Consider the following 15,426-nt stretch of genomic DNA (forward strand, 5'->3'; position numbering starts at 1 on the left):
GTATACGGTCCTCTTCCAGAATGTGGCTGTAAGATCAACATATTGCGCAGTCGATTACGCCGCGGGCGGCACCGCGCCCCAGCCGAGCCCGAGCGCTTTCTGAAGGGCGATGAAGTCGCCGGTCAGCCCGGCGGTGCCGGCCGACAGGTTCTGCTCCGCGGAGACGCGCTGCCGTTCGGCATCGAGCGTGTCGATCAGCGTCGCGGTGCCGGCGCGGAAGCGCTGCTGCATCAGGTCGGCGGCGCGGTCGGCGCTGGCCTTGCTGCGCAGCAGGCTGGCGACCGTTTCGCGGCGATGCCCGAAGCGCGAGAGCGCGTCCTCGGCATCCTTCAGCGCGCTCAGCACGGCGCCGCGATATTGCGCCGCCGCCTCGTCGCGCAGCCCCTCGGCCTGGTTGATCCGCGCGCGGTTGCGGCCGAAATCGAGGAAATTCCATTGCAGCATCGGCGCGGCGAGCCCGACCAGCTTGTCCGGGCTGATGTCGGACAGCTTGGTCCCACCGAGCCCGATCAGTCCAAGGATGTTGAGCCGCGGGAAGCGTGCCGCGTCCGCGACCCCGATCTGGGCGGTACGCTGCGCCAGCTGACGCTCGGCGGCGCGGATGTCAGGCCGGCGCTGGAGCAGCGCGGCGGGATCGCCGACGGCGACCAGCGCGGGCGGCAACGGCACCGGGGCGGCCGGGGTGAGGCGGGCGTCGAGCGCACCCGGCTCCTGGCCGGTCAGTACGGCGAGCGCGTTGAGGTAGCTTTCCAGCTCCGCCTGCAGCGGCAGGATCTGGCCGTTCGTCGCCTCCACCTGACCGCGGAGCCGCTCGACATCGAGGTCGGATGCTGCGCCGCGCGTGAAGCGCTGTTGCGTCAGCTCGAGCATCTGCTGCTGCATCTGCACCGCGTCCCGCGACAGCGCGATGCGGCGCTGGACATCGCGCAAGTTGACATAGGCCTGGGCGACATCGGCGGTGAGGCTGACCTGCGCATCGGCGACATTCGCCTCGGCGGCCTGTTCCTGCGCACGCGACGCCTCGACCGAGCGGCGGCGACCGCCGAACAGATCGACCTCCCAGCTCGCGTCGAAGCCGACGTTGTAGACGTCGACCGCGCTGGCCCCCGTGTCACCGCCATTGCCGTTGCCGCCGAAGTCGAACCCGGGAATGCGCGCGTGCAGATAGGTGGCAGAGGCATTGGCGCTCGGCGCCTGGTTGGCCCGCTCCAGCCGCAGCGCGGCGCGCGCCTGCCGCAGCCGCGCCGTTGCCACCGCGATATTGGGATTGGCAGCGAGTGCCTGTGATTCCAGTTCGGTGAGCAGCGGATCGTTGAGCTGTGTCCACCAGGCGGCAACGCCCGGCGCCGTCGGCGAGGCAAGTGCGCCGCCACGCTTGAAGGTCGCCGGCCCTGCGCTGTCGGCCAGGGTCCTGGGCGGTCCGGCATAGTTCGGGCCGACCGTGCAGGCGCCGAGCGCGAGCAGCGGCAGCAGCAGCAGGGAAGGGGAGCGGAGAAGGTGCATCATCGCCTCAATGCATCGCCACGGGGCCGCCCTGCGGCAGCGGGCGGAGGAACAGGACGAGCGGCACGACACAACAGATGCCGACCGACAGGAGCCAGAACAAATCGTTATAGGTCATCACCAGCGCCTCGCGCTGGATCGTGCCGCCGAGCGACTGGATCGCGGTGGCGCTATCGCCCAATGCGCGCGCCGTGCCCGCGAGATAGTCCTGCAACGCGACCGAATTGGCGTTGAGCACCTCGTCGATGCGCCGGCTGTGCAGATAGCTGCGCTGATCCTGCAACGTCGCAATTCCGGCGAGCGCGAATGAGCCGCCGATGTTGCGGGCGGCGCTGAACAGCCCGGCCGCGTCGCCGGCCTCCTCGGGCCGGACCGAGGCGATCGCCGCCTGATTGAGGAAGACGAAGCCCAGGATCGTCCCGACGCCGCGCAACAGCTGCGAATCGGTGAAGGCGCTGCCAACCGACTCTGCGGTCAGCGTCGTGTCGAGATGGCAACTGAGCGCCATCAGCAGCAGGCCGGAGGCGACCGCGATGCGGATATCGAGATGACGGATCATCAGCGGCACCAGCGGCATCATCAACAGGCTGGGGATGCCGCTGAGCAGCACGACCTTGCCCGATTGCAGCGCATTGTAATCGGCGATGGCGGCGAGGAACTGCGGGATGACGTAACTGCTGCCGTACAGCACCATGCCGAGCACGAGGCCCATGATCGCGACGCTGCCGAACTGGCGGTCGATCAGCAGGCGCAGCTTGACCACCGGCTTTTCGGCGATGAACTGGCCGGCGAACAGCATCGCCAGACCGAAGACGGTGAGCGCGGTCAGCTTGATGATCAGCGCCGACTGGAACCATTGCTCGCGCTGCCCCTCCTCGAGCACGACGGTCAGCCCGCCGAGCCCGAGCGCCAGCCCGGCGATGCCGAGCCAGTCGGCCTTGAGCAGTTCCTTGAGGTGCGGCTTCTGGTGGGGCAGGCCGACGAGCAGCAATACGAGCAGCACCGCGCCCACCGGCACGTTGAGGAAGAAGGCGTAATGCCAGCTGACGTTCTCGGTCAGATAACCGCCGATCAGCGGTCCGAGCACGGGGCCGAGGATCGCGGTGACGCCGAACAGGGCGGTACCGATCGGCTGCTGCGAACGCGGCAGGCGCGTCGCGATGATCGTCATCGCCGTGGGGATCAGCGCGCCGCCGGTAATGCCCTGGCCGGCGCGGCCGATGATCATCATCGTCAGCGTCGTCGACAGGCCGCAGACTACCGAAAACGCGGTGAACAGCATCGAGGCGATCAGCAGGAAAGTGCGCAGGCCGAGCACCCTTTCCAGCCATGCGGACAGCGGGATGATGATGATCTCGGCGACGAGATACGAGGTGGCGATCCAAGTGCCCTCGGTGCCGCTCGCGCCGATCTCGCCCTGGATCACCGGCAGCGCCGAGTTGACGATCGAGATGTCGAGCGTCGCCATCAGCGCGCCGAGGCTGCCCGCGGCGACCGCCAGCCAGGCGGCAAGGTCGGCGCGCTCGGGCGTTCCGGTCCGCGCCCGCCCAGCCGCGGCCGAAGGGGCGGCAGCGGCGCTCATCGGCCGCGCCGCTCGTTGTGCTGATCCTGCTCGTCGCGGATGCGCTTGACGCTGCCCTTGGCCGAGCGGGTGTCGACCGTCACATCGACCGACATGCCGGCGACGAGCAGCTTGCGGGTCTCCGGGCCGGCATCGAGCGCGATGCGAACCGGCACGCGCTGGACGATCTTGGTGAAGTTGCCGGTCGCATTCTGCGGCGGCAGCAGCGAGAATTGCGCGCCGGTACCGGGGGACACGCTCTCGACACGGCCGTGGATTTCCACACCGGGCAGTGCGTCGACTTCCAGCGTGACCGGCTGACCGACCCGCATCAGGCCGAGCTGCGTCTCCTTGAAATTGGCCTCGACGTAGAGCTGCTGGACCGGAACGATCGACATCAGCCGCGTGCCCGCCTGGGCGAACTGGCCGATGCGCACGGTCTTGTCGCCGACCCGACCGTCGATGCTCGCGCGCAGGATGGTCGCCCCGACATTCACCTGGGCGGCAGCGAGCTGGGCGCGGCTCGCCTCGCCCTGTGCCTGCGCCTGCTGCACCTGCGCCTGGAGCGTGCCGACGCGGCGCGTCGCGCTGGTCAGCGCCGCCTGCGCGGCGGCGACCTGCGCATCCGCCTGACGCGCCTGGTTCTGCAGCTGCGAGAGCTTCTCGCGCGTTTCTGCGCCCGAGGCGGCGAGCGGCTGATAGCGGACGACCTCGGCATGCGCGAAGGCGGCATCGCTGCGGGCGGCGGCAAGGTCGGACCGCGCCTTGTCGATCGCCGCCTGCTGCTCGTGGATCTGCGCGCGCACGCCCTCGGCATTGGCGCGCGCCACATCGATCTGCGCCTCGACCTGCGCGGCTTGCGCGCGATAGTCGCGGGCATCGATCTGGACGAGCGGAGTGCCGGCCTTCACATATTGGTTGTCGGCGACAAACACCTTGTCGACATAGCCGGAAACCTTGGGCGAGATCGTCACCGCGTCGGCCTGGATATAGGCGTCGTCGGTGCCCTGCATGTATTTGCCGACGCTCTGGTAGCGCACGTACCAGAGGACGCCGCCGATCACCGCCACCGCGAGCACGATCAACAGGATGATGCGCACCCGCGGGTTCTTCAGCGGTGAGGGCTTGCCCGGCGCCTGATCCGATTCGCCCTGCGATTCGGCGCTATCATCCCGATTTTGCTCGTTTTCGGTCATCAGCTTCATCTTCTTGCTTTGATCGGCGCTGTGATGCTCGCACTTGCAGCATTGTGCAAGACCATTTAATGAGGGTCCTCACATATGACTGATTGCGAACCCCTTGCCGCCGACCTGTTTCGGCTTTTCCTGCGGATGCAGCGGCTGATGAACCAGCGCATGGCGGAGCAGGGCGCATCGCTGGCACGTACCAAGCTGCTGCTGTTCCTCAACAAGCGGGGGCCGGCGCGGGCGGCGGACATCGCCGACTTCTTCGATTATGCGCCGCGCACGGTGACCGAGGCGATCGATGGGCTGGAGCGGGACGGACTGGTGCTGCGTACGCCGGACGAGCGTGACCGACGGGTCAAACAGGTGTCGATCACCGAGGAGGGGCGCCGGGTGATCGGCGAGACCGAACCACTGCGCCAGGAGCTGATCCGCGGGGTGTTCGGCGCACTCACGGCAGAGGAGCGCGCGACGCTTTCCGGCATGTTAGCAACCTTGTCGGCGGCGCTCGACGCGGAAGAGGCGCGCCCGCGCCGCTGAGGCCTATTGCATCCGGATCGGCCTGTGTTAGCCTCTCCACGTCGCCGGAAGAGCGACGGATAGGAGAGGTGCTATGGACCGGTATCAACCGACCTTGTGCCAATGCGGATTTGGCATTCTATGCTGCGCGAGCGGTGCGGCCTTGTCGATCTGCGCGGTGACGTTCGCCCTGCTGGGCTGAGCCGCCCGGCGGTCGTGACGCGGGCGACTGCGTCAGCAGCAACGGCCGCCGTTGCGTCCGCCATACCGCGCGTCCTGCCGGTTGCGGAAGAAGGCGGCCTCGCTCATCACCGGCTGATCGGGATGGGCTGCCGTCATATGGTCGACATAGGTGCGGTAGCACGGCACCCCGACCATCAGCCGCCCCGTGTCGGCAAGCCCGCGCAGGATCGCCTTGATGGTCATTCCGCCGCTACCGCGCATGCGGGAAGCTCGCTGGTGCTCGGGTGGTCGAGGCGCCGCGCGAGCAGGCACGTGCGGATGCCGTAGCCGATGATCGATACAACCACCGCGAGGAACAGCGCACAGAGCAGCGCGTCGATCCGGTCGTTCATCACGATCCGACCCATCTCAGCGACCGACTTGGCCGGGGCGAGTGTCTCGCCGCGTGCCGCCGCGTCGGCGAAGCGGCGGGCGTGCGCGAGGAAGCCGACCTTGGGATCCGCCGAGAACAGCTTGAGCAGGCTCGCGGTTACCGTGCACAGCACCAGCCACGCCGCAGGCAGCACCGTCACCCAGGCATAACGTTCGCGCTTCATCCGGAACAGCACGACGGTGGCGAGCACCAGCGCGACCGCGGCGAGCATCTGGTTGGAAATGCCGAACAGCGGCCAGAGGGTGTTCACCCCGCCGAGCGGGTCGGTGACCCCCTGGTAGAGGAAGAAGCCCCAGGTGGCGACGCACAGCGCAGTCCCGATCAGCCCGGGAATGAGCGATGTCGAGTTGCGGAACCGTGGTATCGCGAGGCCGATCAGGTCCTGCAACATGAAGCGCCCGGCGCGGGTGCCGGCGTCGACGGCGGTCAGGATGAAAAGCGCCTCGAAGAGAATCGCGAAATGGTACCAAAAGGCCATCATCGCGCGGCCGCCGACGAGGTGGCTGAAGATCTGCGCCATGCCGACCGCCAGCGTCGGCGCGCCGCCGGCGCGGCTGATGATCGTCGTCTCGCCGACGTCGCTGGCGGTGGCGGCGATCGCCGCGGGCGTGATCGGGAAGCCCATCGCGGTCACCGCCGCCGCCGCGCTGGCCGGATCGGTGCCGACGATCGCCGCGGGGCTGTTCATCGCGAAATATACGCCGGGATCGATGATCGACGCGCCGACCAGCGCCATGATCGCGACGAAGCTTTCCATCAGCATCGCGCCATAGCCGATGAAGCGGGCATCGCCCTCGCTGGCGATCAGCTTGGGCGTGGTGCCGCTGGCGATCAGCGCGTGGAAGCCCGACACGGCGCCGCAGGCGATGGTGATGAACAGGAAGGGGAAGAGCGAGCCCGACCAGACCGGGCCGCTGCCGTCGACGAACCGGGTCAGCGCCGGCATGCGCATCGGTGGCGCGACGACGACGATGCCGATCGCCAGCGCGGCGATCGCGCCGATCTTGAGGAAGGTCGAGAGGTAATCACGCGGCGCGAGCAGCAGCCACACCGGCAGCAGCGCCGCGACCGCGCCATAGCCGATCAGGATCCAGCACAGCTGCACCGGCGTATAGGTGAACCACGGCGCGAGGCTGGCGGAGGCGGCGACATCCTGTCCGTAGACGATCGCGAGGATCAGCCCGACGAGGCCGAGCAGCGACACCTCGCCGATCCGGCCCGGCCGCACCCAGCGGGTGTAGATGCCCATGAGGATCGCGAGCGGGATCGTCGCCGCGACGGTGAAGAGGCCCCAGGGGCTGCCCGCCAGCGCCCGCACGACGATCAGCGCGAGCACCGCCAGGATGATGACCATGATCATGAACGCCCCGAACAGGGCGATCGTCCCCGGCACCGCGCCCATCTCCATGCGGATCAGCTCGCCGAGCGAGCGACCGTCGCGGCGCATCGACAGGAACAGCACCATGAAGTCCTGCACCGCACCGGCGAGCACCACCCCGGCGAGGATCCACAGCATGCCGGGCAGATACCCCATCTGCGCGGCGAGCACCGGCCCGACCAGCGGCCCGGCACCGGCGATGGCGGCGAAATGGTGGCCGAACAGCACGCGCCGGTCGGTCGGGACGAAGTCGAGCCCGTCGGGATGGCGCTGCGCCGGAGTGGGGCGCGCGGGATCGATGCCGACGACGACCTTGGCGAGGTAGAGCGAGTAGAAGCGGTAGGCGATGAGATAGACCGAGACCGCCGCAACGACGATCCACACCGCGTTAACCGCCTCGCCGCGTGCGGTGGCGATCACCGCCAGGGCACCGGCGCCGATCAGCGCCACGACGATCCAGCCGATCCTGCTCGCGATGGTCATTGCTCGGGGCTCCCTTCAGGCGGGGTGCCTAATGGGGGTGGCGGGCGAGGGCAACCCGCTCCGCCCCGCGGGCGGGCGGCGGGGTGACGGCCTGTTTGAAAGGATGGGGCGCTGGGCGGGTGGCGGCTGGGGCGTGCGGGTGGCTTGCGGTGGTCGGTCCGGTTGGCCCGGCCAGGCAGGGTTGGAGCAATTCCTCCCCCGCCAGGGGGAGGTGGCGCGCCCGAAGGGCGTGACGGAGGGGGCGGTAAGCGACGTCTTCGGATGCGTGTCCTCCCCCTCCGTCATGCCTTCGGCATGCCACCTCCCCCTGGCGGGGGAGGAATTGGGCTGGATGTCTATTCCGCCTGAGCTGCTGCTCTCTCAGGAGCATTGGCGTAGTTTTGTGGTGGTTTCGACCCGTGCCGGGATCCGCCCGGCCGCAGGGGAACGGCTCCAATCGCGCCTTTCTCCTCGCCGCGGGGTGGACCCCGGAACGAGTCCGGGGTGACGGGGTGGGCTTGGGTGGGGGTGGGGCCGATAAGACCGCTTGGTTGTGAGCGTCCTTTACCGTCAGGACGGAGGGTCAGGGGACGCGGTTGATGATCAGGTCGTCGACGACCGCCGGGTCGGCGAGGGTCGAGGTGTCGCCGAGCGCGGTGATGTCGCCCTCGGCGATCTTGCGCAGGATGCGGCGCATGATCTTGCCCGAGCGCGTCTTGGGCAGCGCCGGGGCGAACTGGAGCTTGTCGGGCGTGGCGATCGGCCCGATCTCCTGCCGTACCCACGCCACCAGCGCGCTGCGCAGCGCCTCGTCGCCGTCGCGGCCGGCGTTGAGCGTGACATAGGCGTAGATGCCCTGGCCCTTGACCTCGTGCGGCATGCCGACGACCGCCGCCTCGGCGACCGCCTCGTGCAGCACCAGCGCGCTCTCGACCTCGGCGGTGCCCATGCGGTGACCCGAGACGTTGATGACGTCGTCGACCCGGCCGGTGATCCAGTAATAGCCGTCCGCATCCCGGCGGCAGCCGTCACCGGTGAAATACTTGCCTTCGTAGGTGGTGAAATAGGTCTGGAAGAAGCGCTCGTCGTCGCCCCAGACGCCGCGCATCTGGCCGGGCCAGCTCTGCGTGATGCACAGATTGCCCTGCGCCGGGCCGGTCAGCACCGTGCCCTTGTCGTCGACCAGCTGCGGCACGACGCCGGGCAGCGGCTTCGACGCCGAACCCGGCTTCATCGGCACCGCGCCGGGCAAAGGGGCGATCATGATGCCGCCGGTCTCGGTCTGCCACCAGGCGTCGACGATCGGCGCGCGGCCCTCGCCGACGACATCATGGTACCAGCGCCACGCCTCCGGATTGATCGGCTCGCCGACCGAACCGAGCAGCTTGAGCGACGACCGGTCGGTCTGGCGGACGAAGGCGTCGCCCTCCTTCATCAGCGCGCGCAGCGCGGTCGGGGCGGTGAACAGCGTATGGACCTTGTGACGATCGACCACCTGCCAGATGCGGCTTGCGTCGGGCCAGGTCGGCAGCCCCTCGTACATCAGCGTCGTGCCGCCGTTCGAGAGCGGCCCGTAGAGCAGATAGGTATGGCCGGTGACCCAGCCGATGTCGGCGGCGCACCAGAAGACCTGCCCCGGCTTGTAGTCGAAGGCGATCTTGAAGGTGAAATCCGCCCACAGCAGATAGCCGCCGGAGGTGTGCAGCACGCCCTTCGGCTTGCCGGTCGACCCGCTGGTGTAGAGGATGAACAACGGGTCCTCAGCCGCCATCGGTTCCGCCGGACAGTCGGTGCCGACGTTCGCGGCAGCCTCGTGATACCAGACGTCGCGCGCGCTCATCGCCACCTCGGCCCCGGTCGCCTTGACGACGATGACCCTCTCCAGCGTCGGCGCGCGGGCCGCCGCCTCGTCGACGCACGCCTTCAGCTTGATCCGCTTGCCGCCGCGGCGGCCTTCGTCGGCGGTGATCACGATCTTCGACCCGCAATCCTCGATTCGGCCGGCGAGCGCATCGGCGGAGAAACCGCCGAACACCACCGAATGGATCGCGCCGATCCGGGCGCAGGCGAGCGCGGCATAGGCCGCCTCGGGGATCATCGGCATGTAGAGGGTGACGCGGTCGCCCTTGGCCACGCCCTGCGCCTTGAGCACGTTGGCGAAGCGGCCGACCTCGTCGTGCAACTGGCGATAGGTGATATGGCGCGGCTCTTCGGAGGGCTCGTCCGGTTCCCAGATGATCGCGACCGTGTCGCCGCGCCTGGCGAGATGCCGGTCGATGCAATTGGTCGCGACGTTGAGCTGGCCGTCGGCGAACCATTTGATGTGGAAGTCGGCCTTGGCGAACGACCAGTCGCCGCCGATCGTCGGCGTCCGGATCCATTCGAGGCGCTTGGTCGCCTGATCCAGCCAGAAGCTGCCGGGGCTGCTCGCCGCCGCCTCGTAGAGATCCTCATACGTCTTGGCGTTCAGGCTGGCGTTGGTCCAATCGCCGGTGATCGGATAGATTTCAGGATCGGTCACGCAACGCATCCCCGCCAAGGTTATATATCGCGGACGCCGGGCGGCGCCCGCTGGGTTCGATACTGGAGCGGCGGGCAGGATGCCAGCCGCGAGAGGCCGTTCGGCCGTCGATCCGGTCCGTTCGCCCCGCGCCTGCCGCGGCGCATCGTTGCGCACGATGCCGCGACAGGCGGAGGCGACCGGCGGACGCGGCGTTACCGCCCGAGGAACGTCAGCAGATCGTTGGTCAGTCGATCGCCGTGCGTCGCGAACAAGCCATGCGGCGCGCCGTCATATTCGACGAGCTGGCTGTTCGCGATTCCCACCGCGGCGGCACGGCCGGCGGCATCGATCGGCACCGTCTGGTCCGACGTGCCATGGATGATCAGCGTCGGGACGTTGAACGCGGCGAGGTCGGGGCGGAAATCGGTGTGGCCGAACGCCTCCGCGCAGGCGAGCGTCGGCTTCAGCCCGGCCTGCAACGCGGTCGTCGTCGCCCAGTCGAGCAGATCGTCGCTGACCGGATGGCTGATCACGCCGACGCCGAAGAACTGTTTGAAGAAGGTGTCGCGGAAGAAATGCGCGCGATCCTTCTGGATGTTGGCGCCGATCTCGGCGAGCTTTTCCTCGGGCGTGCCGTGCGGATTGTCCTCGGTCTTCAGCATATAGGGCACGACCGAGGCGACCAGCGCCGCGGCGATCACGCCCTTGCCGCCGTGGCGGCTCATGTAGCGCGCGACTTCGCCACCGCCCATCGAGAAGCCGACCAGCGTCGCCTCGCTGTCGGCGCCCGTCGCCGCCATCACGTCGGCGAGATCGTCGGCGAGCGTGTCATAGTCATAGCCGCTCCACGGCTGGCCGGAACGGCCGAAGCCGCGGCGGTCATAGGCGATGGCGCGGAAGCCGGCATCGGCGAGCGCCATCATCTGCGGGTCCCAGCTGTCCGCCGACAGCGGCCAGCCGTGCAGCAGGATGACGGGGCGGCCCGATCCCCAGTCCTTGACGTAAATGTCGGTGCCGTCGCGCGTCTTGACGTAGGGCATGAAACCGTCCTCTCGTAATGTCAGCGCGGTCAACGTGGCGGACCGCCGGCCGTTCCTCGCCATCGCGGGCTGGCGTTCGCGGCGCGCCGCTGCCAGCATCGCGCGCGAAACACGAAGCGAAACACGGATCAGGGGATCAGGTTATGCGTATCTTCGCGGCGGCATCGCTGCTCGCGCTCGCGGTGGCGGGCTGTTCGGGCGGCGCGCCCTCGGCAACCAACGACAGCGCGGCGGCGCGTCCGGCGCCGACGAACGGCTTCGCGCAATTCCGTGACGGCTTCGTCGAAAGCTGGTTCAAGCTCGATCCGGCCAATGCGGTCTATCAGGGGCGGCATGATTTCGACGGCCAGCTGCCCGACTGGAGCGCCGCCGGCCTGCAACGCCAGTCCGCCTTCCTCCACCACGCGATCGATCGTGCGCGCGCGTTCGGCGATGCCGATCTCAGCCCCGACGAGCGGTTCGAGCGCGACTATCTGATCCGCGTCGCGGAGGGGAAGCTGTTCTGGCTCGAGGATGCCGACCAGCCGCATACCAACCCGGCCTATTATGTCGGCGGCGGGCTCGACCCCAACGTCTATATCGCGCGGCCCTATGCCGATGCGCCGACTCGGCTGAAGGCGCTGATCGCCTTCTTCGGGCGGGTGCCGGCGGCGGCGCAGGCGATCCGCGCCAACCTGAAGACGCCGATGCCGCGCTCGTTCATCGATTACGGCGTCGCCGGGTTCAACGGCTTTGCGGATTATTATGTCGGCGACGCGAAGACCGCCTTCGCCGACGTGCGCGATCCCACGTTGCAGGCGCAGCTCGCCACGTCGGCGGCGGCGGCGAGCAAGGCGATGCGCGAGCTCGGCAGCTGGCTCAATGCGCAGCGCGGCACCGCGACCGGCAGCTTCGCGCTCGGCGCCGATCGGTTCCAGCGGATGGTGCGCGCGACCGAGGGCGTCGACACTTCGCTCGCGACGCTGGAGGCGGCGGGTCGCGCCGACCTCAAGCGCAACCAGGACGCGCTCGCCGCCGCCTGCAAGCAGTTCGCGCCGGGGCAGACGATCCCCGCCTGTATCGACAAGATGAATGCGAACAAATCGGCCGACGGCCCGGTCGCGGAGGCACGGCGCCAGATCCCGACGCTGCGCGCGTTCGTGATTGCCAAGGACCTGGTCACCATCCCCGGCACCGAGGAGGCGAAGGTTGAGGAGAGCCCGCCGTACAACCGGCAGAACTCGGCCTATATCGACCCCGCCGGGCCGTATGAGAAGAACGTGCCGTCGGTCTATTATATCTCGCCGCCCGATCCGGCGTGGGACAAGAAGACGCGCGACGCCTTCGTCCCGGGCAAGAAGGATCTGCTGTTCACCTCGGTGCACGAGGTGATGCCGGGCCATTTCCTCCAGTTCCTGCACGCCAATCGCTCCAAGTCGATGTTCGGGCGGATCTTCGTCGGCTATGCCTTTGCCGAGGGCTGGGCGCATTATGCCGAGGAGATGATGTGGGAAGCGGGGCTCGGCGACGGCGATCCCGAGACGCACGTCGGCCAGATCAGCAATGCGCTACTACGCGACTGCCGCTTCCTGTCGGCGATCGGCCTGCATGCGCGCGGCATGACGCAGGAGCAGAGCCTCCAGATGTTCCGCGAGCAATGCTATCAGGACGAAGGCAATTCGCGCCAGCAGGCGGCGCGCGGCACCTATGACCCGGCGTATCTCAACTACACGCTCGGCAAGCTGATGATCCGCAAGCTGCGCGACGACTGGACCGCAACGCGCGGCGGCCGCAAGGCGTGGAAGGCGTTCCACGACCAGTTCCTGAGCTATGGCGGCCCGGCGATCCCGCTCGTCCGCCAGCGGATGATGGGCGAGGAGACCGCGCGGGCGGTGTTCTGAGGTCGCATGCCCTCCCTCGCTCCGGCGGGGGAGGGTGGACTGCCGGCGACCGGCGTGCCTCCGGCGGCGAGGTCACGGACGGATTGCGCGGCGGCGCTTTGCCCGGCAAGACCGGTCCACCACAGGGAGAAACCGCGCCGATGATCCTTCGTACGCTGCTGATCGCCTCCACGATCCTTGCCGCCGCGCCCGCGCTCGCGCAGAACGCCCCGATGACGCGCACGCCGACCACCGACACCGATCCCTATATCTGGCTCGAGGACAAGGACGGCGCCAAGCCGCTGGCCTGGGTCGAGGCGGAGAACGCCAGGACGCTGCCGCGCCTACAGGGCGACCCGCGCTACCGGACCTTTTATGCCGAGGCGCTGGCGATCGCCTCCGCCAAGGACCGTATCCCGATGCCGAGCCAGCTGTTCGGCCGCATCTACAATTTCTGGCGCGACGCCGATCATCCGCAGGGCATCTGGCGCTGGACGACCGAGGCGGACTATGCCCAGCCGCAGCCGCACTGGACGACTGTGCTCGACCTCGATGCGCTGTCCAAGGCCGAGGGCAAGAAATGGGTGTGGAAGGGCGCCTCGTGCCTCCAGCCCGAGGAGCGCCTGTGCCTCGTCGCGCTGTCGGAGGGCGGCGAGGATGCGATCAGCTATCGCGAATTCGACCTTGCCGCCGGCCGCTTCGTCGACGGCGGTTTCGCGCTGCCCAAGTCCAAGCAGGGCGCGAGCTGGCTCGACAAGGACACTTTGCTGGTCAGCCGCGACTGGGGCGAGGGGACGATGACCGCGTCCAGCTATCCGTTCGTGGTCAAGATGGTGAAGCGCGGCCAGCCGCTCGCCGCGGCCCGCGAGATCTTCCGCGGCCAGCCGACCGACCAGCTCGGCACCTATGCCGGCGTGATCACCGACGGTCAGGGCAACCGGCTGGTCGCGATCGAGCGCCGCGTCACCTTCTTCGGCGGCGAGACGCACGTCTGGACCCCGGCGGGCACCAAGAAGCTCGATATCCCCGCGCGGACCAGCCCGGTCGGCATGGTGGCGGGACAGGTGCTGTTCCAGACCAGCGATCCCTGGGGCGCGGTGACCGCCGGCTCGGTCGCCTCCGCGCCGCTCGCCGACGTGCAGGCCAATGCGATCAAGCCCATCGTGCTGTTCGCGCCGACGCCGCGCCAGTCGGTCGACGAGGTGGTGACGACGAGGGACCATGTCGTCCTGATCTACAACGACAATGTCCGGGGCCGCGCGGCGGTCTACACGCCCGGCAAGGCGGGCTGGACGGCGCGGCCGATCGCGCTGCCCGACAATGTCTCGCTCGGCGTCGCCAGCGCCGACGACAAGAGCAACCACGGCTATCTCACCGTCACCGGCTTCCTGACCCCGACCACGCTGCTGCCGCTCGACGCGGCGACGGCGAGCGCCGCCAAGCCGGTCAAGACGCTGCCGGCCAAGTTCGACGCGAGCAACCTCGTCGTCGAACAGCATGAGGCGACCTCGACCGACGGCACCAAGGTGCCCTATTTCATCGTCCACAAGAAGGGCATCGCGCTCGACGGCACGACGCCGACGATCATGACCGCTTATGGCGGGTTCGAGGTGCCGATGCTGCCGGGCTATTCGGCGATCACCGGCAAATTGTGGCTGGAGCGCGGCGGCAGCTACGTGCTCGCCAACATCCGCGGCGGCGGCGAGTTCGGCCCCAAATGGCACGACGCCGGCCGCAAGACCAAGCGGCAGGTGATCTACGACGATTTCGCGAGCGTTGCGAAGGACCTGATCGCGCGGAAGCTGACCAGTCCGCAGAAACTCGGCATCTATGGCGGGTCGAACGGCGGGCTGCTGATGGGCGTCGAGTTCAACCAGCACCCCGACCTGTGGAAGGCGGTGACCATCCAGGTGCCGCTGCTCGACATGCTGCGCTACGAACAGATTGCGGCGGGCGCATCCTGGGTCGACGAATATGGCTCGGTGACGGTGCCCGAGGAGAAGGCGTTCCTCGCGACGATCTCGCCCTATCACAACATCAAGAAGGGCGTGGCCTATCCCGAGCCGTATATCTGGACGACGACCAAGGACGATCGCGTCGGGCCGCAGCACGCCCGCAAGTTCGCCGCGCGGTTGAAGGACTACGGCCTGCCGTACCTGTTCTACGAGGACACCGCCGGCGGCCATTCGGGCGACGCGGACATCGAACAGGGGGCCCGGCTCCAGGCGCTGCAGATGACCTATTTCGCCCAGAAGCTGATCGGCCCGGCGCAATAGCCCGCCCGTGTCCCCGGCCGGTCCGGCCGGGGGCGTAGCGGCGGCGCGGGGGGGGGGGCGGCGGGTGGTGCCGCGAATGGCGCAGTCGGCCTGCAAGCGGGGATCGTCCGCCGCCAGCCCGAGGGCTGCCCGTGCCGCCGGATTGCCGATCGAAATGGTGGCACCGGTGTCGATCCGCGCATCGATGACGACGCCGTTGATCCTGACCGGCACCTGCACCAGCCCGTCCGCCCGCCGCCCCGCCAGAGTGGCAAATCCGGCCGGCGCGGGGCCCGAGGGCGGTATGACAAACAGTGGACGGTTGATGCGGTACGCACTGTCGCTGTTTGATTCGCCGAGCGGCGGCATCTCGGGCGTCTTGCGCTAAATCGACATCACGTCGCCCGCGTCGCGCAGCATTGGCGTCACGCCATCCCACGGGCCTGTCGTAGTCTGAGCTGTGCGGCTTGCGACAGGACCCCGACGTAGAAGACGACCGATGGGTACAGTCCTCGTGATGAGCGTCGCTCAAAGCATGAGGCACAT

General features: G+C 68.4%; 11 protein-coding genes. 4 read left to right on the top strand and 7 right to left on the bottom strand.

Annotated features, from left to right (window positions below; genetic code table 11):
* Nucleotides 1-54: 54 nt before the first annotated feature.
* From HD841_RS07170 to HD841_RS07180, 3 genes are read right to left on the bottom strand one after another with little or no spacing between them, the layout of a single operon-like run.
* Nucleotides 55-1,506 (bottom strand): efflux transporter outer membrane subunit, encoded by a 1,452-nt coding sequence (locus tag HD841_RS07170; RefSeq protein WP_179508217.1) that lies wholly within the window; start codon nt 1,504-1,506, stop codon nt 55-57.
* Between the two features lie 4 nt (nt 1,507-1,510).
* On the bottom strand, nt 1,511-3,085 hold the full coding sequence (locus HD841_RS07175; RefSeq protein ID WP_179508218.1) for an MDR family MFS transporter: 1,575 nt from the start codon (nt 3,083-3,085) through the stop codon (nt 1,511-1,513).
* Nucleotides 3,082-4,260 (bottom strand): HlyD family secretion protein, encoded by a 1,179-nt coding sequence (locus HD841_RS07180; RefSeq protein ID WP_179508219.1) that lies wholly within the window; start codon nt 4,258-4,260, stop codon nt 3,082-3,084. The genes HD841_RS07175 and HD841_RS07180 overlap by 4 nt, the downstream gene beginning before the upstream one ends.
* An 84-nt stretch (nt 4,261-4,344) precedes the next feature.
* Between HD841_RS07180 and HD841_RS07185 the strand changes: the two genes are divergently transcribed.
* Complete coding sequence (locus HD841_RS07185) at nt 4,345-4,788, top strand: MarR family winged helix-turn-helix transcriptional regulator (protein ID WP_179508220.1); 444 nt, start codon at nt 4,345-4,347, stop codon at nt 4,786-4,788.
* 213 nt (nt 4,789-5,001) lie between these two features.
* Here the strand turns inward: HD841_RS07185 and HD841_RS07190 are convergent, their stop codons facing one another.
* The 4 genes from HD841_RS07190 to HD841_RS07205 all read right to left on the bottom strand — a co-directional run bounded on the left by HD841_RS07190 (nt 5,002) and on the right by HD841_RS07205 (nt 10,766).
* Entirely contained in the window at nt 5,002-5,193 is a 192-nt protein-coding gene (locus tag HD841_RS07190) for a YbdD/YjiX family protein (RefSeq protein ID WP_179508221.1), read from the bottom strand.
* A complete protein-coding gene (locus tag HD841_RS07195; protein WP_179508222.1) occupies nt 5,190-7,244 on the bottom strand; it encodes a carbon starvation CstA family protein in 2,055 nt (684 codons plus the stop codon). The genes HD841_RS07190 and HD841_RS07195 overlap by 4 nt, the downstream gene beginning before the upstream one ends.
* A 562-nt stretch (nt 7,245-7,806) precedes the next feature.
* Complete coding sequence (gene acs / locus HD841_RS07200) at nt 7,807-9,744, bottom strand: acetate--CoA ligase (protein ID WP_179508223.1); 1,938 nt, start codon at nt 9,742-9,744, stop codon at nt 7,807-7,809.
* A 194-nt stretch (nt 9,745-9,938) separates the two neighbouring features.
* The gene (locus HD841_RS07205; RefSeq protein ID WP_179508224.1) at nt 9,939-10,766 is read right to left on the bottom strand and encodes an alpha/beta fold hydrolase; all 828 of its coding nucleotides are present in this window, start codon (nt 10,764-10,766) and stop codon (nt 9,939-9,941) included.
* A gap of 143 nt (nt 10,767-10,909) precedes the next feature.
* Between HD841_RS07205 and HD841_RS07210 the strand changes: the two genes are divergently transcribed.
* The 3 genes from HD841_RS07210 (at nt 10,910) to HD841_RS07220 (ending at nt 15,268) form a co-directional block, all read left to right on the top strand.
* On the top strand, nt 10,910-12,646 hold the full coding sequence (locus HD841_RS07210) for a DUF885 domain-containing protein (protein ID WP_179508225.1): 1,737 nt from the start codon (nt 10,910-10,912) through the stop codon (nt 12,644-12,646).
* A gap of 140 nt (nt 12,647-12,786) precedes the next feature.
* Nucleotides 12,787-14,901, top strand: coding sequence for a prolyl oligopeptidase family serine peptidase (locus tag HD841_RS07215; protein ID WP_179508226.1), 2,115 nt, complete (start codon nt 12,787-12,789; stop codon nt 14,899-14,901).
* Between the two features lie 76 nt (nt 14,902-14,977).
* Nucleotides 14,978-15,268 carry a hypothetical protein gene (locus HD841_RS07220; RefSeq protein ID WP_179508227.1) on the top strand — a complete coding sequence of 97 codons (291 nt, stop codon included), beginning with the start codon at nt 14,978-14,980 and terminating at the stop codon, nt 15,266-15,268.
* Nucleotides 15,269-15,426 lie beyond the last annotated feature (158 nt).

It is taken from the genome of Sphingomonas melonis (genome assembly GCF_013409985.1).
Taxonomy (GTDB): Bacteria; Pseudomonadota; Alphaproteobacteria; order Sphingomonadales; family Sphingomonadaceae; genus Sphingomonas; species Sphingomonas melonis_A.

What these genes read in the sequence shown, in the direction of transcription:
- HD841_RS07170 (WP_179508217.1), bottom strand. Translation starts at nt 1,506, where the DNA reads ATGATGCACCTTCTCCGCTCCCCTTCCCTGCTGCTGCTGCCGCTGCTC.
- HD841_RS07175 (WP_179508218.1), bottom strand. Translation starts at nt 3,085, where the DNA reads ATGAGCGCCGCTGCCGCCCCTTCGGCCGCGGCTGGGCGGGCGCGGACC.
- HD841_RS07180 (WP_179508219.1), bottom strand. Translation starts at nt 4,260, where the DNA reads ATGACCGAAAACGAGCAAAATCGGGATGATAGCGCCGAATCGCAGGGC.
- HD841_RS07185 (WP_179508220.1), top strand. Translation starts at nt 4,345, where the DNA reads ATGACTGATTGCGAACCCCTTGCCGCCGACCTGTTTCGGCTTTTCCTG.
- HD841_RS07190 (WP_179508221.1), bottom strand. Translation starts at nt 5,193, where the DNA reads ATGACCATCAAGGCGATCCTGCGCGGGCTTGCCGACACGGGGCGGCTG.
- HD841_RS07195 (WP_179508222.1), bottom strand. Translation starts at nt 7,244, where the DNA reads ATGACCATCGCGAGCAGGATCGGCTGGATCGTCGTGGCGCTGATCGGC.
- HD841_RS07205 (WP_179508224.1), bottom strand. Translation starts at nt 10,766, where the DNA reads ATGCCCTACGTCAAGACGCGCGACGGCACCGACATTTACGTCAAGGAC.
- HD841_RS07210 (WP_179508225.1), top strand. Translation starts at nt 10,910, where the DNA reads ATGCGTATCTTCGCGGCGGCATCGCTGCTCGCGCTCGCGGTGGCGGGC.
- HD841_RS07215 (WP_179508226.1), top strand. Translation starts at nt 12,787, where the DNA reads ATGATCCTTCGTACGCTGCTGATCGCCTCCACGATCCTTGCCGCCGCG.
- HD841_RS07220 (WP_179508227.1), top strand. Translation starts at nt 14,978, where the DNA reads ATGGCGCAGTCGGCCTGCAAGCGGGGATCGTCCGCCGCCAGCCCGAGG.